The organism is Acinetobacter sp. SW-226 (assembly GCF_055632855.1).
Genome location: NZ_CM145752.1, coordinates 2,016,647 through 2,035,993 on the forward strand (window position 1 = coordinate 2,016,647; position 19,347 = coordinate 2,035,993).

15 protein-coding genes and 1 pseudogene are annotated in these 19,347 nt (G+C 40.9%); 8 read left to right on the forward strand and 8 right to left on the reverse strand.

What is annotated here, in order from left to right; all coding sequences use genetic code 11:
• Positions 1 to 14: 14 nt before the first annotated feature.
• The 3 genes and pseudogenes from mfd to aspA all read right to left on the reverse strand — a co-directional run bounded on the left by mfd (position 15) and on the right by aspA (position 5,550).
• Positions 15 to 3,474 (reverse strand): annotated as a pseudogene (gene mfd / locus ACZ8ZH_RS09670) (transcription-repair coupling factor).
• 140 nt (positions 3,475 to 3,614) lie between these two features.
• Positions 3,615 to 3,974, reverse strand: a complete 360-nt coding sequence (locus tag ACZ8ZH_RS09675) for a hypothetical protein (protein WP_162900277.1) — start codon at positions 3,972 to 3,974, stop codon at positions 3,615 to 3,617.
• Positions 3,975 to 4,101: 127 nt separating this feature from the next.
• Entirely contained in the window at positions 4,102 to 5,550 is a 1,449-nt protein-coding gene (aspA, locus tag ACZ8ZH_RS09680; RefSeq protein WP_086209214.1) for an aspartate ammonia-lyase, read from the reverse strand.
• A gap of 424 nt (positions 5,551 to 5,974) precedes the next feature.
• Between aspA and putP the strand changes: the two genes are divergently transcribed.
• Positions 5,975 to 7,498, forward strand: a complete 1,524-nt coding sequence (putP, locus tag ACZ8ZH_RS09685) for a sodium/proline symporter PutP (protein ID WP_086209215.1) — start codon at positions 5,975 to 5,977, stop codon at positions 7,496 to 7,498.
• Between the two features lie 66 nt (positions 7,499 to 7,564).
• Here putP and ACZ8ZH_RS09690 read toward each other — a convergent pair whose 3' ends face one another.
• On the reverse strand, positions 7,565 to 8,059 hold the full coding sequence (locus ACZ8ZH_RS09690; protein ID WP_086209216.1) for an Lrp/AsnC ligand binding domain-containing protein: 495 nt from the start codon (positions 8,057 to 8,059) through the stop codon (positions 7,565 to 7,567).
• 117 nt (positions 8,060 to 8,176) lie between these two features.
• On the opposite strand from ACZ8ZH_RS09690, the gene putA reads away from it, so the two are divergent.
• From putA to ACZ8ZH_RS09710, 4 genes are all read left to right on the forward strand, one after another.
• Positions 8,177 to 11,932 (forward strand): trifunctional transcriptional regulator/proline dehydrogenase/L-glutamate gamma-semialdehyde dehydrogenase, encoded by a 3,756-nt coding sequence (gene putA / locus ACZ8ZH_RS09695; RefSeq protein WP_119063924.1) that lies wholly within the window; start codon positions 8,177 to 8,179, stop codon positions 11,930 to 11,932.
• Between the two features lie 266 nt (positions 11,933 to 12,198).
• On the forward strand, positions 12,199 to 13,281 hold the full coding sequence (gene trmA / locus ACZ8ZH_RS09700; protein ID WP_119063923.1) for a tRNA (uridine(54)-C5)-methyltransferase TrmA: 1,083 nt from the start codon (positions 12,199 to 12,201) through the stop codon (positions 13,279 to 13,281).
• A 243-nt stretch (positions 13,282 to 13,524) separates the two neighbouring features.
• Positions 13,525 to 13,749, forward strand: a complete 225-nt coding sequence (locus ACZ8ZH_RS09705; protein WP_119063922.1) for a hypothetical protein — start codon at positions 13,525 to 13,527, stop codon at positions 13,747 to 13,749.
• A 208-nt stretch (positions 13,750 to 13,957) separates the two neighbouring features.
• Positions 13,958 to 14,206 carry a hypothetical protein gene (locus ACZ8ZH_RS09710; RefSeq protein WP_119063921.1) on the forward strand — a complete coding sequence of 83 codons (249 nt, stop codon included), beginning with the start codon at positions 13,958 to 13,960 and terminating at the stop codon, positions 14,204 to 14,206.
• 71 nt (positions 14,207 to 14,277) lie between these two features.
• On the opposite strand, the gene ACZ8ZH_RS09715 is transcribed toward ACZ8ZH_RS09710, so the two are convergent.
• From ACZ8ZH_RS09715 to ACZ8ZH_RS09730, 4 genes are all read right to left on the reverse strand, one after another.
• Complete coding sequence (locus ACZ8ZH_RS09715; protein ID WP_119063920.1) at positions 14,278 to 14,880, reverse strand: nitroreductase family protein; 603 nt, start codon at positions 14,878 to 14,880, stop codon at positions 14,278 to 14,280.
• Between the two features lie 225 nt (positions 14,881 to 15,105).
• Positions 15,106 to 15,597, reverse strand: coding sequence for a hypothetical protein (locus tag ACZ8ZH_RS09720; protein WP_119063919.1), 492 nt, complete (start codon positions 15,595 to 15,597; stop codon positions 15,106 to 15,108).
• 106 nt (positions 15,598 to 15,703) lie between these two features.
• The gene (gene fumC / locus ACZ8ZH_RS09725) at positions 15,704 to 17,098 is read right to left on the reverse strand and encodes a class II fumarate hydratase (protein ID WP_119063918.1); all 1,395 of its coding nucleotides are present in this window, start codon (positions 17,096 to 17,098) and stop codon (positions 15,704 to 15,706) included.
• Positions 17,099 to 17,209: 111 nt separating this feature from the next.
• Positions 17,210 to 18,217, reverse strand: coding sequence for an NAD-dependent epimerase/dehydratase family protein (locus tag ACZ8ZH_RS09730; protein ID WP_119063917.1), 1,008 nt, complete (start codon positions 18,215 to 18,217; stop codon positions 17,210 to 17,212).
• A gap of 71 nt (positions 18,218 to 18,288) precedes the next feature.
• On the opposite strand from ACZ8ZH_RS09730, the gene tusD reads away from it, so the two are divergent.
• The 3 genes from tusD to ACZ8ZH_RS09745 are packed head-to-tail and all read left to right on the forward strand — an operon-like array spanning position 18,289 to position 19,344.
• Positions 18,289 to 18,657 (forward strand): sulfurtransferase complex subunit TusD, encoded by a 369-nt coding sequence (gene tusD, locus ACZ8ZH_RS09735; protein ID WP_119063916.1) that lies wholly within the window; start codon positions 18,289 to 18,291, stop codon positions 18,655 to 18,657.
• Between the two features lie 44 nt (positions 18,658 to 18,701).
• Positions 18,702 to 19,052, forward strand: a complete 351-nt coding sequence (locus ACZ8ZH_RS09740; protein ID WP_119063915.1) for a hypothetical protein — start codon at positions 18,702 to 18,704, stop codon at positions 19,050 to 19,052.
• 10 nt (positions 19,053 to 19,062) lie between these two features.
• Complete coding sequence (locus ACZ8ZH_RS09745) at positions 19,063 to 19,344, forward strand: DsrH/TusB family sulfur metabolism protein (RefSeq protein WP_119063914.1); 282 nt, start codon at positions 19,063 to 19,065, stop codon at positions 19,342 to 19,344.
• Positions 19,345 to 19,347 lie beyond the last annotated feature (3 nt).

Below are 19,347 nucleotides of genomic sequence, written 5' to 3' on the forward strand. Positions count from 1 at the left end.
GCGATTCGGGTTAATTAATGCAATTCTTTAAGTAAATTTGCTAATAAGTCATTGATAAACTGAATTCGCTTTTCATACTCTTCCAACATCACCATAACCTTTAAGCGCTGACCGCCCTCCATTCTAAAAAAGGTAGGGTGTTTTTGCATCATTTGAATAATACTAATGGCCTGTACGGGTGTATCAGGTGAGAATTCAATAGCTCCTCCATTGCCCGAAATATCGACTTTCGTGATCCCTAATGTTTCAGCTTTTAGGCGAATCTGATGAACAGCAAAGAGTTGCTTCACAGGCTGTGGCGGTATACCAAAACGATCAATCAGCTCCATGCGAATATTATCAAGCTTTTCCTGACGATCTGTATTACTAATCCGCTTATAGAACAATAAACGCTGATGCACATCTCCCAAATATTCATCTGGAATCAAGGCTGGCATATGCAAATTGATTTCTGCGGTCAGTGATAGTGGCGCATCGAAATTTGGCGTTTTCCCTTTTTGAATAGCTTTAGTCGCCTTCTCGAGCATTTCCATATACAAGCTATAACCAATGGCTTGCATTGATCCACTTTGTTGCTCACCGAGTAACTCACCAGCCCCACGAATTTCTAAATCTTCCGTCGCCAACATGAAACCTGCTCCAAGGGTTGAGGCCCGCTGAATAGCATCTAAACGCTTTTCAGCATCGCCTTTCAATCCTTTAATGGATGGTACCAGTAAATATGCATAGGCTTGGTGGTGCGAGCGCCCAACACGTCCACGAAGTTGATGCAACTGCGCAAGCCCCAGTTTATCAGCACGTTCAATCAAGATAGTATTGGCATTTGGGACATCAATCCCTGTTTCAATAATGGTTGAGCAAACCAATACATTATATTCTTTATGATAGAACTGCTGCATGACTTGCTCTAACTCACGTTCGCGCATTTGCCCATGTGCAACAGCAACACGTGCTTCAGGCACCAACTCTCGGAGACTTTCAGCCGCGCGCTCAATGGTTTCTACTTCATTGTGCAAGAAGTAAACCTGCCCACCACGCAGTAATTCACGCAAGATAGCTTCTTTGACGGCATCACCCGTATGCTCTTGTACAAAGGTTTTGACCGCTAAACGTCGTGCAGGTGGCGTTGCAATAATTGAAAGATCTCGCATACCACTAAATGCCATGTTTAAAGTACGCGGAATTGGTGTTGCGGTAAGGGTTAACATATCCACATCGGCACGCATCGCTTTGATCCGTTCTTTATCACGCACCCCAAACCGATGCTCTTCATCCACAATCATAAGACCTAAATCTTTAAACTGGACGCTTTCTTGCAAGATTTTATGCGTACCAATCACAATATCGACTTTGCCTTCTGCCAGATCTTCGATCGTTTTAGTATGGCTCTTACTGCTACCAAAACGAGATAAAACTTCTATACGAATAGGCCAATCCGCAAAACGGTCTTTAAACGACTCATAATGCTGTTGAGCTAACAAAGTTGTTGGAACCAAAACCGCAACTTGCTTATTGTTTTGTACTGCTAAAAAAGCAGCCCGCATTGCCACTTCAGTTTTACCAAAGCCCACATCACCACAGACCAAACGATCCATTGGTTTCGCCTGTTGCATGTCATATAAAGTCGCCTCAATCGCATTAGCCTGATCTAGCGTTTCTTCATAGGCAAAGCCACTGGAAAACTGCATATATTGGCCATGATCAAGCTCAAAGCCAAAACCAGGTTTGGCTTGACGACGGGCTTGAATATGTAACAATTCTGCCGCCACATCATGAATTTGCTCGAGTGCTTTACGCTTCGCTTTGCTCCAAGCATCTGTACCCAACTTATGTAAGGGTGCCAAGTCTGGGTCACCACCACTATAGCGACTAATCAAATGCAGATTAGTCACAGGAACATAAACTTTGGCAGCATCGGCATAGTTAAGCTGCAAGAACTCATAGTCCTGATCATCAATACTTAAAGTGACTAAACCTGCATAACGTCCTACACCATAGTCAATATGTACAACTGGCGCACCCATGCTCAACTCAGTCAAACTGCGAATGAGAAACTCTTCAGAAACCTCTTGTTGGCGCTTACGCCGACGTTGCACCACACGGTGTTCATACAACTGGTTTTCTGAGATAACACTCAGCGTATTTTTTAAGACCAAACCACGTTCTAATGGTGCATTGGTAATGGCAATGGCATGTAAAGACTTTTGAAACTCAGCAAAATTTTCGACATTAGGAATTTCTCCCAATGTTGCGCGCAATGCATCTTTTAAAGTTTCACGACGCCCCGCGCTTTCAGCAACCAGTAATACGGGATGATTTGCTGTATCAATATACTGTTTCACCGCATGAAAAGGTTTTTCACTTTTTGGGTCGACGGGTAAACGAGGTGGAAGTTCAGTCTTTAAATTCACCACCCCCGCTTTTAAGTCGAAAATATCGCCTGAGGCAATAATGCGTGGAAAGGTATTGAGCTGTTCTAAAATTTGATTGGTTGAAATAAAAAGTTGTTCAGGTGGCAAAATGGGCTGATCAATATTGTGTCTACGGTCCTGATAGCGACGATCAACCTCTTTCCAAAAACTATCTAAACCATCATCAACCTGTTTATCTGTAATGACAATAGAATGACTAGGTAAGTATGAAAGTAGTGTACTTTGAGCTTGCATCTGCTCCGTACTAAAAAAAAAGTGGGAAATAGAACTCAATCCCTGGTGATGCAATCCCTTCTAGCACATCCTGATAAATTGGGTTCTTCTTAGGGTTCGCCGTTGGAAACATCTCCGCATAACGATCACGGAATACACTACGCGCTTCTTTCAGCGGAAACTCTTTCGCAGGTAAGACAGAGAATTGTTTTAAGTTTTCCGTGGTGCGCTGTGTTTCCGGATCAAAAAATTTAAGAGTTTCAATTTCATCATCAAATAAATCTATGCGAATTGGTGCCGCTTGACCTGAGGCATAGATATCCATAATGCTACCGCGAACTGCAAATTCACCATGGTCGTATACTGTGTCGACCAAATGATAGCCTGCTTGAATCAAACGTTTCTTTTGCTGTTCCAATTCAAACTTTTGACCGACCCGGATATCAAAATGCTCACCTAAAACCCACGAAGTCGGTGCCACACGTTGTGCCAAGGTCGAAGCCGAAATCAATAAGACACCCGTTTGTGGCATATTGGATAAAATCGCGAGACGCTCAGACACGATATCTTGATGAGGAGATAACCGGTCATAAGGCAGAATTTCCCAATCAGGAAAAATCGTCGGTCGGATGCCGTAAAACTCAAACTCACTTTCGAGTTGCGCCAAATGTTGGTTATTTTTTGCAACAACCACAAAAAGTTTTTTATTCTGTGTACTGAGCGTTTGAATAAATAGCGCAACAGATGAGCCGAGCAGATTTCCGAGCCATCTTTTTTCGCCCGCTTTTAGTTGTTGCACATTCAGTTGGGAGATTTCTTCTTGGAACATGGGCATTGCTTAAGCACCTAAAAACATGCGTCATATACTAGCACGATGTCCTAAAGCCGCACGTTATTTTTCGCTACAAAACACCCTCTTACACGTAGCCAAGCCCCTTTCATCACTCAATTTTATGTCATTTAAATGCTCTATTTTTTATCGCGAATAAACTGATAATAATAGTCACTCAGGAGTTTAATGATGTGCTTTAACTCGGTTAAGTTTTCAAGATTATTACCCAAGCGAGCAACAAAGCGCCCACTGGCTATTTCCAAATCAATTTTTTCATTCATCAACATCGCACTATAAAAAAGTGCATTGAGGTCATCAAACTGATTGATTCGACGATTTGAGAAATACGCTAAGCGTTCAGCATGTATATCATTGATCACAACACCCTCAATAATAAATCCATTCTGTTCATCATATTCAATCTGATGCTGCTGCAAAAACAGTTGTTCTGGTGCATCTTTCTTTCGTTTCAACAAATTGGTTAGTTTAGTGAGCATATCAATCTAATCATCTTTCTCTCTGCATATTGTAGTTCTAACCAGGCTAGATTGTTAGCCAGTCTTAGCTTAAATGTATAAAAGCAGCCGATTGGCTGCTTTTATACATTTCTAAGGCTATAAATGTTTAACTGACTTGTGCCAAAGGAACGACTGTAGGCGTCACCTCAGTCACCAAGTTTTCAAATGAGAAGATTTGATCCAACTGGTCTTGTGTCAGTAGCTCTTGCTCCAATACTACCTGTTGAATGGTTTTATTTTCAGCAATACACTGTTTCCCAATTTCGTCACATTTCGCATGACCTAAAATTGGATCAAGTAAAGTCACAATGCCAACACTACGCATAACTGCGTCATAGCATACTTGTTCATTGGCTTGAATACCTTGAATACATTTAGTGTCTAATGCAGCAATACCATTTCTAAGCAATTCAATTGACTCATGAATACTCTGTGAAATAACAGGCTCCATTACATTCAACTGTAACTGACCTGCTTCTGCTGCCATGGTCACAGTTAAATCATTACCAATCACTTTAAACGCGATTTGGTTCACCACTTCAGGAATCACAGGATTGACTTTTGCAGGCATGATAGATGAACCAGCCTGTAGTTCTGGTAAACGAATTTCAGCCAAACCGGTACGTGGACCAGAACTGAGTAAGCGTAAGTCATTACAGATTTTCGAGAGCTTCACCGCCAAACGTTTTAAGGTGCTCGATAAGATAATAAACACACCACAGTCACTGGTTGCTTCAACATAATCTTCCGCACCAATTAAGTTAAGACCCGTCAGCTCTTTCAAGGCCTGAACCACTTCAACTGCATAACCCTGTGGTGTATTCACCCCGGTACCAATTGCAGTTGCACCCAAGTTCACTTCTAATAAAAGCTCACGTGTACGTTCAATTAAACGTAAGTCTTCCTTTAATAAAGTTGCAAAGGCACGAAACTCTTGCCCCAAAGTCATCGGCACAGCATCTTGCAACTGGGTACGCCCCATCTTTAAGACATATTGAAACTCAACTGCTTTGCCTTGCAAAGAATGAATTAAATTTTGGATCTGTATAAATAAGTCATCCAAACTGTAATACGTTGCTAAACGTAGCGCGGTTGGGTACACATCATTGGTCGATTGTGATTTATTTACATGGTCATTTGGATGAATAACGTCGTATTTACCTTTAGGAAGTGATAAGTGCTCCAATGCGAGATTGGCCAACACTTCGTTGGTATTCATATTAATCGACGTGCCTGCTCCACCTTGATAAACATCTAAAGGAAAAGCATGCGTCCAGCTTTCAGGAGTTTGGATTAATTGATCACATGCAATATCAATAGCCTGAGCAATTTCGGGAGAGATTTTGCCAAATTTACAGTTGCTTTGCGCTGAGGCTTTTTTAACTTGCGCCAAAGCACGGATAAAATGAAGTTGAGTTCCTACTTTCTGATTAGAAATTTGAAAGTTTTCTAAAGCACGTAAAGTATGAATGCCATAGTAGCAATCCATTGGAACTTCCTTCGCTCCCAATAAATCACGTTCTATTCTTGTTTGATCGACTTGAACCGTAGTCACTGCCTAGTACTCACTTAGATGCACAGAATTAGTGCAATAATGAAATACTAGTCTTTTCGATATGTTTCATTGCTGTAAATATATTTCATAAATGAAATATTTTATATTTGAATGTTTGCTTTATGTAATAATTGTAACATCTCGTAATTAAAATAAGCTTTAAATGATAATTAAGCCAATGATTTCATAAAATGAAAAATATAAATTTTGTACAACTTGCACAAACTAAAACTAAGCAACAAACAAATAAAATATTTTCAATAAGTTATAAGACAATTTTAAAAAACAATTAATATTTACATAAAATACACAAAAATATCTCACAACTGTTACAGAGTGTAATTTTATTTTCATGATTGAATCGCCCTCTCAAACAAAGCGATTAAAAAATCTCCCATCTCGGATTTTTTGCCAAGGAATGCCTATGAGTCAAATTAACCCCACCCTCGTCACGTTTTTAGTTTATATCTTTGCCATGGTTGCTATTGGCCTCTATGCATACAAATCTACCAGCAACTTTGATGACTACATCTTAGGTGGTCGTAGTTTAGGAAGTGTCGTTACTGCCCTTTCTGCTGGTGCATCAGACATGAGTGGTTGGTTACTCATGGGCTTACCAGGTGCAATTTATCTATCAGGTTTATCTGAGGCATGGATTGCAGTCGGTCTGATTATTGGTGCCTGGCTGAACTGGTTATTGGTTGCAGGACGTTTACGTGTGCACACTGAAATCCAGAATAATGCACTTACACTACCCGATTACTTTACTGGTCGTTTTGCAGACCGTAAACGTATCTTACGTATGATTTCTGCGGTTGTAATTTTAGTTTTCTTCGCCATTTACTGTGCTTCAGGTATGGTTGCTGGCTCTCGCCTGTTTGAAAGTATCTTTGGTTGGGATTACACCACTGCACTTTGGATTAGCGCGATCGCGACTATCAGTTATGTTTGTATTGGTGGCTTCCTCGCAATTAGCTGGACAGACACATTCCAAGCAGGTTTAATGATTTTTGCGTTACTATTGACCCCAATCATGACTTACCTTGCGATTGATGGTAATGCAGCTGAATTCACGATTTTACTTGAAACTGCTCGTCCACAAGCGATGCATATTTTCTCTGAGTTGAGTACGGTTGCCGTTCTATCATCCTTAGCTTGGGGCTTAGGCTATTTCGGTCAGCCACACATTCTTGTCCGCTTCATGGCAGCAGATTCTGTGAAAACAATTCCAGCTGCACGTCGTATTGGTATGACGTGGATGATTTTATGTCTAGGTGGTGCGGTAGGAGCAGGTTTTATTGCCATTGCGTACTTCCAACAACACCCTGAACTCGCCGCAGTGGTTTCTCAAAACCCTGAAACTGTGTTCATGGAACTAACTAAAATCTTATTCAATCCATGGGTTGCAGGTATTGTTCTGGCCGCAATTTTAGCCGCAGTAATGAGTACATTAAGCTGTCAGTTACTGGTATGTTCTACCACATTGACTGAAGATTTATACAAAGCATTTATCCGCAAAACGGCATCTCAAAAGGAGCTGGTTTGGGTGGGTCGTTTCATGGTGCTTGCTGTTGCAGTTCTTGCAATTTGTTTAGCAAGCAACCCTGACAGTAAAGTTCTAGGCCTTGTGGCTTATGCATGGGCAGGTTTTGGCGCAGCATTTGGTCCACTCATTATCTTGTCTTTGTTCTGGAAGCGCATGACCTTGAATGGTGCTATTGCAGGTATTCTTGTAGGTGCCGTGACTGTTATTCTGTGGAAAAATACTATGGGGCATCTTGGCTTATATGAAATCATCCCAGGCTTCATCTTCTCTTGGATCAGTATTGTGGTTGTAAGCTTGTTGGGCAAAGCGCCTGAAGCTGAAATGGTTCAACGCTTTGAAAAAGCAGATGCACTCTATAAACAAGCAATGGCTGAAATGAAAGAAGAGTCTGCACAACGTTAATGTAACGCTTGGAATGGCAAAAATTAAGGGGCTTTTAAGCCCCTTATTTACATTTCGTACACTCAATCATTTCGACTGCGGTTTATATTTCAGCTGAATACGTGAACTTTCTTTGATGACTTCCATGACTGGATAACTGCGCGTTTCTTTCACACCCGGCAACTGCCATAACACTTGACCTGATATTTTACGAAATTCGTCCATACTGGCACAGCGAATCTTCACCACAAAGTCAAAACCGCCACTGGTCATGTGACATTCCACAATTTCATCGTGTTGTAATACCGCATGGCGAAAATCATCTAAAACATTCGGTGTCGTCTTATCCAAAAGAATTTCAACAAACACCACAAAACTGGCATTCAGCATGTTTGGATTTAAACGCGCTTCATAATTTAAAATAAAACCTTCCTTAGTTAATTTTTGCACCCGAGCCAAAGCCGCCGTGGCAGATAGGTTCACCTCCTCGGCAAGTTTAATGTTCGATATCTTTCCATCTCTCTGAAGAATATCCAATATTTTGATATCTGTTCGGTCCAAACCAATAATTGGGCTCGTCATCTGAATTAATCTCTAAATAGCATACAAATTATAGTGAGTTATTCGGCATTCTTTCTGTAATCATAAATTAATTACTATAGATCTCTCAACACATTATTGTATGCACAGGATGTAGGCATGAATATGATGGAAAGCAACGCGCATTTCAACGAATCTCAAACACCATTTGAATATATTACCGAATTCAAAGAAAAAAATGAGTTTGAGGTTGAAATCAACACCGCTTGGCGACGTGCCGAAACTGAGTGTGTTCAAAACTTATTAGACCACAGCAAAATTTCTGATGAAATGAATCAACGCATTCACGAACTTGCGTTTGATTTGGCTCATACTTTACGTGAACGTAAAAGCGGCAGCGGTAAAGCGGGTATTGTACAAGGACTCTTACAAGAATTTGCACTGTCTTCTCAAGAAGGCATCGCACTGATGTGTTTAGCTGAAGCATTACTTCGTATTCCAGACATGGCAACACGTGACTTGTTGATTAAGGACAAAATCAACCAAGGCAACTGGAAAGAGCACGTTGGTCAAAGTAACTTAATGTTTGTCAATGCAGCAGCATGGGGCTTGATGCTCACTGGCAAGTTGATGGAAACACCAAAGCAAAATAGCTTATCAGGCACTTTAACAGGCTTATTGGCACGTAGTGGTCGTGGCATCATCCGTAAAGCAGTTGATGTGGCAATGCGCATGATGGGCGAACAGTTTGTCACTGGCGAAACCATTGGTGAAGCATTGCAACATGCTGAACGTCTTGAAGAAAAAGGTTTTCGCTATTCATACGACATGCTGGGTGAAGCGGCACTGACCGACCACGATGCTGATCGTTATATGAAAGACTATACCGATGCCATTCATGCCATTGGTCAAGCGTCAAAAGACAAAGATGTCTATGACGGCCCAGGTATTTCAATTAAATTATCTGCTCTACACCCGCGTTACCAACGTGCCCAAATTGCACGTGTGCATGACGAACTTTATGGCAAAGTCTTTACTCTTGCTAAATTGGCACGCGGTTATAACATCGGTTTAAATATTGATGCAGAGGAGTCTGAGCGTTTAGAAATTTCTTTAGAAATGCTCGAACGCCTATGCTTTGAACCAGAACTCAAAGACTGGAAAGGCATTGGTTTCGTTATCCAAGCCTACCAAAAACGTTGCTTCTACGTGGTTGACTACATCGTAGATTTGGCTAAACGTAGCGAAAAACGCTTAATGATCCGTTTAGTGAAAGGCGCGTACTGGGATAGCGAAATTAAGAAAGCGCAAATCGAAGGCATGACCGACTATCCTGTATTTACCCGTAAAGTACATACAGACTTATCTTACATTGCCTGCGCAAAGAAATTATTGGCTGCGCCAGAACAAATCTATCCACAGTTTGCAACGCATAATGCTCAGACTTTAGCAACCATTTATGAAATGGCGAATCCTGAGCAATATTATGTAGGTCAGTATGAGTTCCAATGCTTACATGGCATGGGTGAACCCCTTTATGAACAAGTCGTCGGTGAAAAGCTAGATAAAAAACTGGGTGTCCCATGTCGTATTTATGCACCTGTCGGCAACCATGAAACACTATTGGCTTATCTTGTCCGTCGTTTACTTGAGAATGGTGCAAACACCTCTTTTGTAAATCGTATTGCAGACAAGTCACTCGCGATTGATGATTTGATTGAAAATCCAACGCAAACCATTCTAAGCAGTGCAAAACGTGAAAATGTTGTCGGTCAAAAACACCTTTCCATTCCACTGCCTGCTGAGCTTTATGGTCAACTGCGTGCAAACTCTAAAGGTTTAGACCTTGCAAATGACACGGAGTTAACCCAGCTCAATCAAACAGCTCAACAGTTTTCACAACAGCAATGGTTTGCTGCACCTATGGGTGACCAAATCCAGACAGATGAAACGGTTGTAAAGCAAAGTATTGTTAACCCAGCACGTCACTCAGATGTTGTCGGTTATGTACAAGAAGCAACAACTGAACAAGTTGAGCAAGCATTAAATAATGCACAGGCTGTTCAAGACATTTGGGCACGTACGGCTAAAGACACCCGTGCAAGTTACCTACTTCGTGCTGCTGACTTAATGGAAGCTCGCCTAGAAGAACTGATGATTTTACTGTGCCGTGAAAGTGGTAAAACCTATGCCAATGCCATTGCAGAAGTTCGTGAAGCTGTAGATTTCTTACGCTACTACGCAACGCAAATGATTGATCTAGATGCGAATGCAGAGGTTGAGCCTTTAGGCACGATGCTGTGTATTAGCCCATGGAACTTCCCATTGGCCATCTTCACAGGTCAAGTCGCTGCCGCATTGGTTGCGGGGAATACCGTAATTGCTAAACCAGCGGAACAAACACCGCTAATTGCGGCTCAAGCGATTCAAATCTTATGGCAAGCAGGTGTGCCTCAAGCGGCTGTACAGTTGATGCCGGGTCGTGGTGAAACTGTAGGTGCACAGCTCAGTGCATCAGAACAGGTTCAAGGCATCATGTTCACAGGCTCGACTGAAGTTGCCAAAATTTTGCAAAAAACTGTGGCGAAGCGTCTGAGCAAAAATGGTGAAAGCATTCCACTGATTGCTGAAACAGGCGGTCAAAATGCTATGATCGTTGACTCATCAGCACTGACTGAGCAAGTTGTACTTGATGTCGTTAGCTCAGCTTATGACAGCGCAGGTCAACGTTGTTCTGCCCTTCGCGTACTGTGTGTACAAGAAGACAATGCCGATACTGTGATTCAAATGCTTAAAGGCGCAATGCAGCAACTTCAAGTAGGCAACCCATATCTACTCAAAACTGATATTGGTCCTGTGATTGATGCTGAAGCGCAAGAAAATATCCAAAAGCACATCGAAAAAATGCGTCAAAAAGGTCATCGCGTACACCAGTTGATGCGTAATGATACTCAAGACTCTGAACTAGATGCAGGCACGTTCATTACACCAACACTGATTGAGCTGCCAAATCTCAATGATTTAGAGCGCGAAGTGTTTGGTCCTGTGCTGCACGTGATTCGCTTTAACCAAGGTTCACTCAAACAGTTACTTGAGCACATCAACAGCAAAGGCTATGGCCTGACGATGGGTCTACATACCCGTATTGATGAAACCATTCAAACTGTGATGACGCATGCTGAAGTAGGTAACCTCTATATCAACCGTAACATCGTAGGTGCAGTTGTCGGTGTACAACCGTTTGGTGGTGAAGGTTTATCGGGTACAGGCCCTAAAGCGGGTGGTCCAATTTATCTATATCGCCTAATGCAAAACTGTTCTGCAAAAAAGTTGAATAAGCCATTTGCAACAGGTGCTGATTTGAACCCTCAGGTCGAGTTCAGCAACTCTGCATTATTCCTTGAGTGGACAGCTAAAACCTTCCCTGCAGTAAAATTGGCAAAAATTGAGAACTTCTGTTCAGGCCATCATTACGAGTTGCAAGGCCCAACAGGTGAAAGTAACCAATACATGGTGATCCCACGTCATGCAGTCTTGTCATTAGCTGAACAAGAAGCGGATCAACTACAACAGTTGAATGCGATTTTTGCAGTCGGTAGCCGTCCAGCAGTACTCGCAGATAATAGCTTTGTGTTAAAACACATGCCAAGCATGCCTAAAGCATTGGCTCAAGCGTTCCATGTCATCAAAGACATCAAAACTGATGCATTTGATGCGGTATTGCACCATGGTACGACAGCACAACTTTTAGCTCTGCAACAACAGATAGCTGAACGTCAAGGTGCGATTGTCGGTATTACCCACCTTAGCCCATCACAAACTGCCATTCCTCTGGAACGTTTTGTGATTGAGCGCGCGATCAGTGTTAACACTGCAGCTGCTGGTGGAAATGCAAGTCTGATGACTTTGAACTAAACCCAATTTAAACCTGTAGTCCGCATTGGGGTTACAGGTTTTTACCGTGTTTCCTCTATTGCCAAGTCAACATCTCCTAGTCTGTTTACTTGGCATTTTTTATGCGACTTCGTTTGACTCAATCTGTTCGAAAATTTCCGATATAACAATACATCAATCCACCTGTAGCATGAATAAACCCCACGCTTTTGCTGAATATCTTTAGGCTAATTCGGCAAACTTTGTTACCATCTCTTTTTTCAATATGTTTGCGATTTTTACTGCATATGACTTCTTCTTATCAACAACAACTTGACGCCAAAATTGAACGAATTACAGCTCAATTTGCTGAATTCACTCCACCTTCGCTTGAAGTTTTTCAATCTCCTGAAAAAAACTTTCGTATGCGTGCAGAATTCCGTATTTGGCATACCGAAGATGATATGTTTTATGCCATGTTTGAACGCGATGAAGACAATCAGAAAAAAGTCATTCGCATTGATGACTTCCCAATCGCGGATGTCAGTATTAATCAGCTCATGCCTGTTTTATTGGCAGAATTAAAAAGCAATGATCTCCTCTCAAAACGCTTATTTGAAGTGCATTTTTTAGCGACCTTAAAAGGTGAAATGCTGGTTTCGCTGATTTATCGCTGCCCACTCGATGAACAATGGCAGGTTTTAGCTAAGCAACTCGCAGAAAAATTAAAGATTAAGTTGATTGGTCGTAGCCGTGGTCAAAAAGTGGTACTTACTGATGAATTTGTGGTGGAAGAACTGCAAGTTTTTGAGCGTAAATATCAGTACAAACAAATTGAAAGCAGTTTTACCCAGCCCAATGCGCAAGTCTGCCAAAAAATGCTCGAATGGGCCTGTAATGCTGCACAACAGTCGCACAAAGATTTGTTAGAACTTTACTGTGGCAATGGTAACTTCACCCTACCGCTTTCAACCCGTTTCAACCGTGTCTTAGCCACCGAACTGGCTAAGTCCTCAGTGTATGCCGCACAGTGGAATATCGAACAAAATAAAATCGACAATATTCAAGTCGCACGCTTGTCAGCAGAAGACTTCACCCAAGCTTATAACGGTGAACGTGCATTCCGTCGCTTACAAGAAGCAAATATCGACATGAGCAGCTATGAGTTCGATACTGTGTTTGTTGACCCACCGCGTGCGGGTATTGATGATGAAACATTAAAGTTGATTCAACGTTTTGAGCGCATCATTTATATTTCGTGTAACCCTGACACCTTGTATGACAACTTAAAAACACTGAGCCAAACCCATAAAATTTCAAAGTTTGCGATGTTTGACCAGTTCCCGTATACGCATCATGTTGAAGCAGGAATTCTGCTCGAAAAAATCTAAACAATTTGTTGCAAAATATGCAACTTCAAAAATGAAGCTGTCACAGGCTTCATTTTTATTTATTCTTAGAAAATAGTAATTTACATAAAATACAAGAGTTTTCCCTGTCATAATAACGTTAACTTATGAAACTATAATCGGAATTTTTGGATACTGATTGTTGCTTTTATCTCTTTGCCCATCTTGCATTATTCTCTAGATTGGTTATATTTCACCCTATGTTAGGTTGTTAATGAAGTGTCTATGAGTTTTTGGCAAAAGCTGTTTTCAGATGAACATCAAAACGAGCATAAAAATCAAATTGCTTGTGTTGAAAATGACTGCTCTTGTAAAACCAACGAACAACTTCTCGAAAAGCTGAAAGTAGCAACAGATGAAGATGTAATTGTTGGTATTAAAAAAGTTTTGGCTTCGCGTGGCTATAGCCGTAGGGAGTTAAATGAACTTCAGCATCGACCTCTACAATAGTAGAGTTTCTGAATATTCACCAAGAAGGCATTTAGATTAATCTAAATGCCTTTTTTAATGCCGACACATATAACTCCCCCCTAAGAAGATTGAACAAGTGCAAAACAATTCACTTTTGCGACTAAAAATCACACAAAGCCTTAAATTTTTGCTACCTTACAGGCTCAATATAAAAATCAATAATGTTTCAAAATTAAAGGTTTAAGCAATGAAAAAATTACTCATGATTAGTGCAAGTATTACCCTTTTGTCTTTGACCGCGTGCAGCAAAATGCCGAAGGCCTGTATTGAGTCATGGGAAAAGATGGAAAAACTTGGAAAACAAATGGGTTTAGCTGAAGAACAACTCAAAGAACAAAAGAAGAAATTTGAAGAGGAAATCAAAACAATGAACGAAGAAGAAGCAACGCGGATGTGTAGTACTCAAAATTCACTTTTAGGCTTGGTTGGTCAGTAATCCGCTCTATTGCTAAAAAGAAAATGACATAGAAAAAAAGCCGTATTATTTGAATACGGCTTTTTGATTCATTATTTAAATACCTTGAAGCGCACCGTATCATCCACAAAGCTTTTTTCTTTAGCTTCACCCTCAACTGAACCGAAGACCAGTTGCGCACGTAGTTTCCAGCTAGCAGGCACATCCCATTCAGCATGGACTTCTTCATCCACAATTGGATTATAATGTTGTAAAGATGCACCTAGACCCAAGGTATGTAACGCAGTCCACGTTGAAAACTGAGCCATAGCTGTAGAATGCTCTGCCCAAATAGGAAAGTTCTCAGCATAAGATGGAAATTGCTCTTGTAAGCTCTGAATGACATCTAGATCTTCAAAAAATAAAACTGTTCCCACACCTGCTGCAAAACTAGCCATTTTAGCGGTTGTTTTAGCTGCACTTTCTTCGTCTTTAGCATAAGACTTCAGTTTTTCAGCCACAAAAGTCCAGAATTTTTCATGCTCCGCATTGAACAAAATCACAGCTCGAGATGACTGCGAGTTAAAAGATGATGGGCTTTGTTTAATAGCTGTTTGGATCAAATCAGTTAAAAATTCAGGACTGTGCTCAACATTTTTACCAATAGCATAAATAGTACGACGTTTTGTAATTAAGTCGATGAACTGATTTGACATGTATTAAAATCCTTGTGGTTCTATTCAAAAAAAATTCATAGCAAATTTAAACATTAGTCTGCCATGAATGATGACCTAATGTATCAAGCAAAATTAATTCCAATATTTGACCAAATAATAAAATTTAATGCTTTAGATGTAGTTTAAATGCTTTGTGTTTACCACAAATACATAGTTCTGCTATCCATATAAAAAAATCCTCCAAATGGAGGATTTTAAATTTGTTTAGAATTTGGCTTCTAAGACTTGAGTGGGAATTTTATTTTTCCATAAGTCCCGTAGCACGGGTAAATAGAATTTTTCACCCAATTCAACTAGTTCCGCATCAATTAACGCATGTATTTCATGCATAAATAAATAATCAAGTTCAACCGTTTTCAACTGTTGCTGTGTTTTGGCAAAGTCTTTGCGCTTTTGTTGTGCACGTTTCACTAGAGCATCTGCAAAATCTTTATCTTTAAACTGCTTAATCGCGTTTAAGCGTAACTCAATCACGCCCCAACCACTCAATAACAGTTTGAAAAGTTCAAAGTCAGCCGTGGTTGATTCCCATGTCATTTCTTCAAGATTTTCATTTTCAGGTAGAACAGGAAGCAATAATTCCATAACACTTGGGAAAATCTTTTTGAAATTTAAAACAAATTTAACAGGATGCTCACCCGGATAATCGTTAAATTGCACGTTTTTCTGAACATCTGTCAAATAAATATCAAGCATGGTAACTCATCAGCAGTTTATCTCTAGTCGACCATTGTACCGACTTCGCCCAAAGATAAAAACTGCTGATGTTCATTTGCTCTTTCATTGAGCAATTGAAGAAAATTTATTTTACATTTGGTGAAATCATTTGTTCTGGACGGACCACTTCATCAAACTGCTCAGCAGTGACCAAGTTCAACTCTACAGCCACTTGTTTTAGTGTTTTTCCTTCTTTATAAGCTGTTTTGGCAACTTTCGCTGCATTTTCATAGCCAATCACTGGGTTTAAAGCCGTAACTAACATCAATGAGTCATGTAAAAAGTGGTCAATTTTTTCACGGTTAGGTTCAATACCCACTGCACAGTGATCATTGAAGCTATTACATGCGTCACCCAAAAGCTGAATCGACTGCAACAAATTAAACGCAATCACAGGCATGAACACATTCAATTCAAAGTTACCCGATGCGCCCGCAACATTAATCGTGGTGTCATTGCCTAAGACTTGAGCCACCACCATCGTCATCGCTTCACTTTGAGTCGGGTTCACTTTCCCCGGCATAATACTTGAGCCTGGTTCATTTTCTGGAATACGTAATTCGCCAAAACCACAACGCGGGCCACTAGCCAACCAGCGAATGTCATTGGCAATCTTATTCAAGCTTACCGCAAGCGTTTTTAATGCACCTGAGGCAAACACGGCTGCATCGCGCCCAGCCAATGCTTCAAATTTATTTGGCGCAGTCACAAAAGGTAGTCCGGTCAACTGTGCCAGTTGCTCCGCCGATTTTTCCGCATAATCAGGATGCGCATTCAGCCCTGTACCTACAGCCGTTCCACCTAAAGGCAGCTCATACAAACCTGAGAGTGCCTGTTGTAAACGCTTTAAGCCATGATCGAGCTGAGAAACATAACCGCTAAACTCTTGGCCCAACGTTAATGGTGTTGCATCTTGTAAATGAGTTCGCCCAATTTTGACGATGTCAGCAAATGCTTGAGACTTTGCATCTAAAGTATCTCGAAGCTGAGTAACCGCAGGAATCAGTAATTCATTGATCAGAATACTTGCTGCAACATGAATCACCGTTGGAAATGAGTCATTGGTTGATTGAGCACGGTTCACGTGATCGTTCGGGTGTACAGGTTTTTGTGCGCCTAAAGGATTTCCGAGTTTCTGATTGGCGATATTCGCAATTACTTCATTACAGTTCATGTTACTTTGCGTGCCTGAACCAGTTTGCCATACTACCAAAGGAAACTGACTATCCCACTGCCCTGCAATCACTTCATCCGCAGCGCCGACGATGTATTGCGCCAATTCTTGTGGAATTTGGTTAAGTTCAGCATTGGTCTGCGCTGCTGCTTTTTTCACTAAGCCCATAGCACGAATCATTGGTCGCGGTAGACGTTCACTGCCAATTTTAAAGTTTTGCAAACTACGCTGAGTTTGGGCACCCCAAAGTGCTTCGCTCGGTACTTCAACTTCGCCCATCGTGTCGTGTTCAATACGTGTTTGCATTTTAACCTCTTCCTTTTTAAGTGAATTGCAAAATGATTATTTTGCGCTTGTTTTCCTTATCTTAATGATTAAGTAAAAGCATGTAAATGATAATTGTTATCAGTAAATTAATTAAAGACCCTCTAAACTTTGTCGGTAGAAACGCCATCCATCCTCAAGGGTTTGTTGTAAACTGCGCTTCGCTTCCCAGTGTAAAACATTTTTTGCTTTACTACATTCGGATGCGACCTGATCTAATTCCACGATGTTCGAATCAACTATATCGACTGTAGCAATATCACTTTGCGTCACACTTTCCAGTTTTTCAACCAACTGCTGTATCGACACACTTTGGCCTGCGATATTAAACGCTTCACAAGCAAACTGTTGATTGCTCAACCATTGTAACGAAGCAGCAATCGCATCACACGCATCCAAAATATGTAAAAAACTACGTTCGACCGTATGGTCTGCTGTTTGTGCTTTTTTTCTCAGTTCAATATGATCACGCTGTTTGGCAGCGACTTGCATCAACAGTGGGATAATATTTTTCGGTAAAGGCGGAAACAGCTCTCCGAGCATTCCATTTTCAAATGCGCCTGCGACATTGCCCATTCTTAAAACGGCAATTTTCCATTCATTATCTGTTTTTGCTGTATCTCGAATAATTTCTTCGACCATTTGTTGCGACTTGATATACGGGTTTGGGTAGCCGAAATTCAGTTCCAAGTCTTCTTCTAGATGTAGACTCGACTCACCATAAACTGCAAGACTGGAAAGATGCACCAAAGTTCGAACACCTGTGCGTTGCATAGCACGCAGTAAACTCATAATACAACTAACATTGTCATTATAATATTCCAAAGGCTTCAACACAGACTCTTCAAGCGATTTAAAGCTTGCGGCATGTACCACTGCATCAATGGAATACTGCTCAAAAACTTTGTTCAAAGCAGGCGTATTTCGGATATCAATTTTGACAAAAGGCACGTACATGCCACTAATAAATTCTAATCGTTCAAGAGTTTGTAAATTCGCATTGGATAAATTGTCTACAATAATGACCTCTTGCCCATGCGCCATAAAGCTCAAAGCAATATGTGAGCCTATAAAGCCTAAACCACCAGTCACTAAAATCATTGTATACTACCTTTTTATTATGAAGTCCGAATGTACCAAGCAAGTTTTGGACATTCCTCTAGTGAAGTTTGATGAGTACTTTATTACTAATTACCTCCGCACCGAGTTCGATTCATGCATGGCATGCGCTGGGTTTAGCACAAGCACTGCATGCGAAAAATGAACTCTTTCGAGTGTTTTTCTACCAAGATGCTGTTCAAGTTGCCAATACCCTACAATGGGTACCTGACGACCAACGGAATCTATGTTCTGAGTGGCAAAAACTCACCATTCGCCTGCCAGTTTGTGTCAGTGCAGCATTGGCTCGAGGAATTACCGATGCTGAAAATGCACAGCGTCATCAATTAGCACAACATAATCTTGCTACAGGTTTTGACTTGGTCGGCTTAGGGGAACTGGCCGATGCCGTTCAGTCTGCAGAGCGCTTAATTCAATTCTAAGTGCTAAGTTTTCAAGAATTTGTTGCTTTTAAAAGGTATATTGTGTGAAATCTGTACTGGTTATTTTAACCCAAGCCAATTTGAACTCTTTGCAAGTGCATGAAAGCCTCTCTGCAACGATGGTTCTTGCAACTTTTGGCTGTGAAGTCAAAGTCTTACTACAAGATGCTGCACTCAGCTTATTAAACAATGCTCAGTCATTTGAACCCTTAAAACATGCTTTTAAACTGGCTTCAAACATGGTTGATAGCTTTGAGTTTTATGACTTAAGCCCGATTTGGATTGAAACCAAGAATCAAGCTTCTGCCTTTGTTCAACAAATCGAACAAGAAATAGAATGTGTTGAACTCAATGCCAATTTAATACAACAGTTTGACCATGTGCTGTATTGGTAAGGAGACAGTTATGAGCAAAACACTTTATCTCGTGCAGTCTCCATTTGCAGCGACAGAGTTAGCGCTGAGTAAATTACAAAACCTGTATCAATCAGGGGATGATGTGGTTTTAATGGGAGATGCGGTCCTATATATAGAGCATCCTTTTATTCAGCAGTTAGCTTGTGTATTTGTGCTTGAGCAGGATGCTGAAAATATCGCTGCGGCCTATCCGAGTAACCTAGAAACTATCAGCTATGCTAGGTTTGCTGAGCTATGTTTAAACCACAGTCGTTGTATCAGTTTAAAATAATTT

Excerpts from the sequence above, each read along its gene's own strand:
- ACZ8ZH_RS09710 (WP_119063921.1), top strand. The coding sequence starts at position 13,958 with ATGAAAAAATTACTCATGATTAGTGCAAGTATTACCCTTTTGTCTTTG.
- ACZ8ZH_RS09675 (WP_162900277.1), bottom strand. The coding sequence starts at position 3,974 with ATGCTCACTAAACTAACCAATTTGTTGAAACGAAAGAAAGATGCACCA.
- putA (WP_119063924.1), top strand. The coding sequence starts at position 8,177 with ATGAATATGATGGAAAGCAACGCGCATTTCAACGAATCTCAAACACCA.
- ACZ8ZH_RS09690 (WP_086209216.1), bottom strand. The coding sequence starts at position 8,059 with ATGACGAGCCCAATTATTGGTTTGGACCGAACAGATATCAAAATATTG.
- ACZ8ZH_RS09705 (WP_119063922.1), top strand. The coding sequence starts at position 13,525 with ATGAGTTTTTGGCAAAAGCTGTTTTCAGATGAACATCAAAACGAGCAT.
- putP (WP_086209215.1), top strand. The coding sequence starts at position 5,975 with ATGAGTCAAATTAACCCCACCCTCGTCACGTTTTTAGTTTATATCTTT.
- fumC (WP_119063918.1), bottom strand. The coding sequence starts at position 17,098 with ATGCAAACACGTATTGAACACGACACGATGGGCGAAGTTGAAGTACCG.
- ACZ8ZH_RS09730 (WP_119063917.1), bottom strand. The coding sequence starts at position 18,217 with ATGATTTTAGTGACTGGTGGTTTAGGCTTTATAGGCTCACATATTGCT.
- ACZ8ZH_RS09720 (WP_119063919.1), bottom strand. The coding sequence starts at position 15,597 with ATGCTTGATATTTATTTGACAGATGTTCAGAAAAACGTGCAATTTAAC.
- trmA (WP_119063923.1), top strand. The coding sequence starts at position 12,199 with ATGACTTCTTCTTATCAACAACAACTTGACGCCAAAATTGAACGAATT.
- ACZ8ZH_RS09745 (WP_119063914.1), top strand. The coding sequence starts at position 19,063 with ATGAGCAAAACACTTTATCTCGTGCAGTCTCCATTTGCAGCGACAGAG.
- tusD (WP_119063916.1), top strand. The coding sequence starts at position 18,289 with ATGAGTACTTTATTACTAATTACCTCCGCACCGAGTTCGATTCATGCA.
- ACZ8ZH_RS09715 (WP_119063920.1), bottom strand. The coding sequence starts at position 14,880 with ATGTCAAATCAGTTCATCGACTTAATTACAAAACGTCGTACTATTTAT.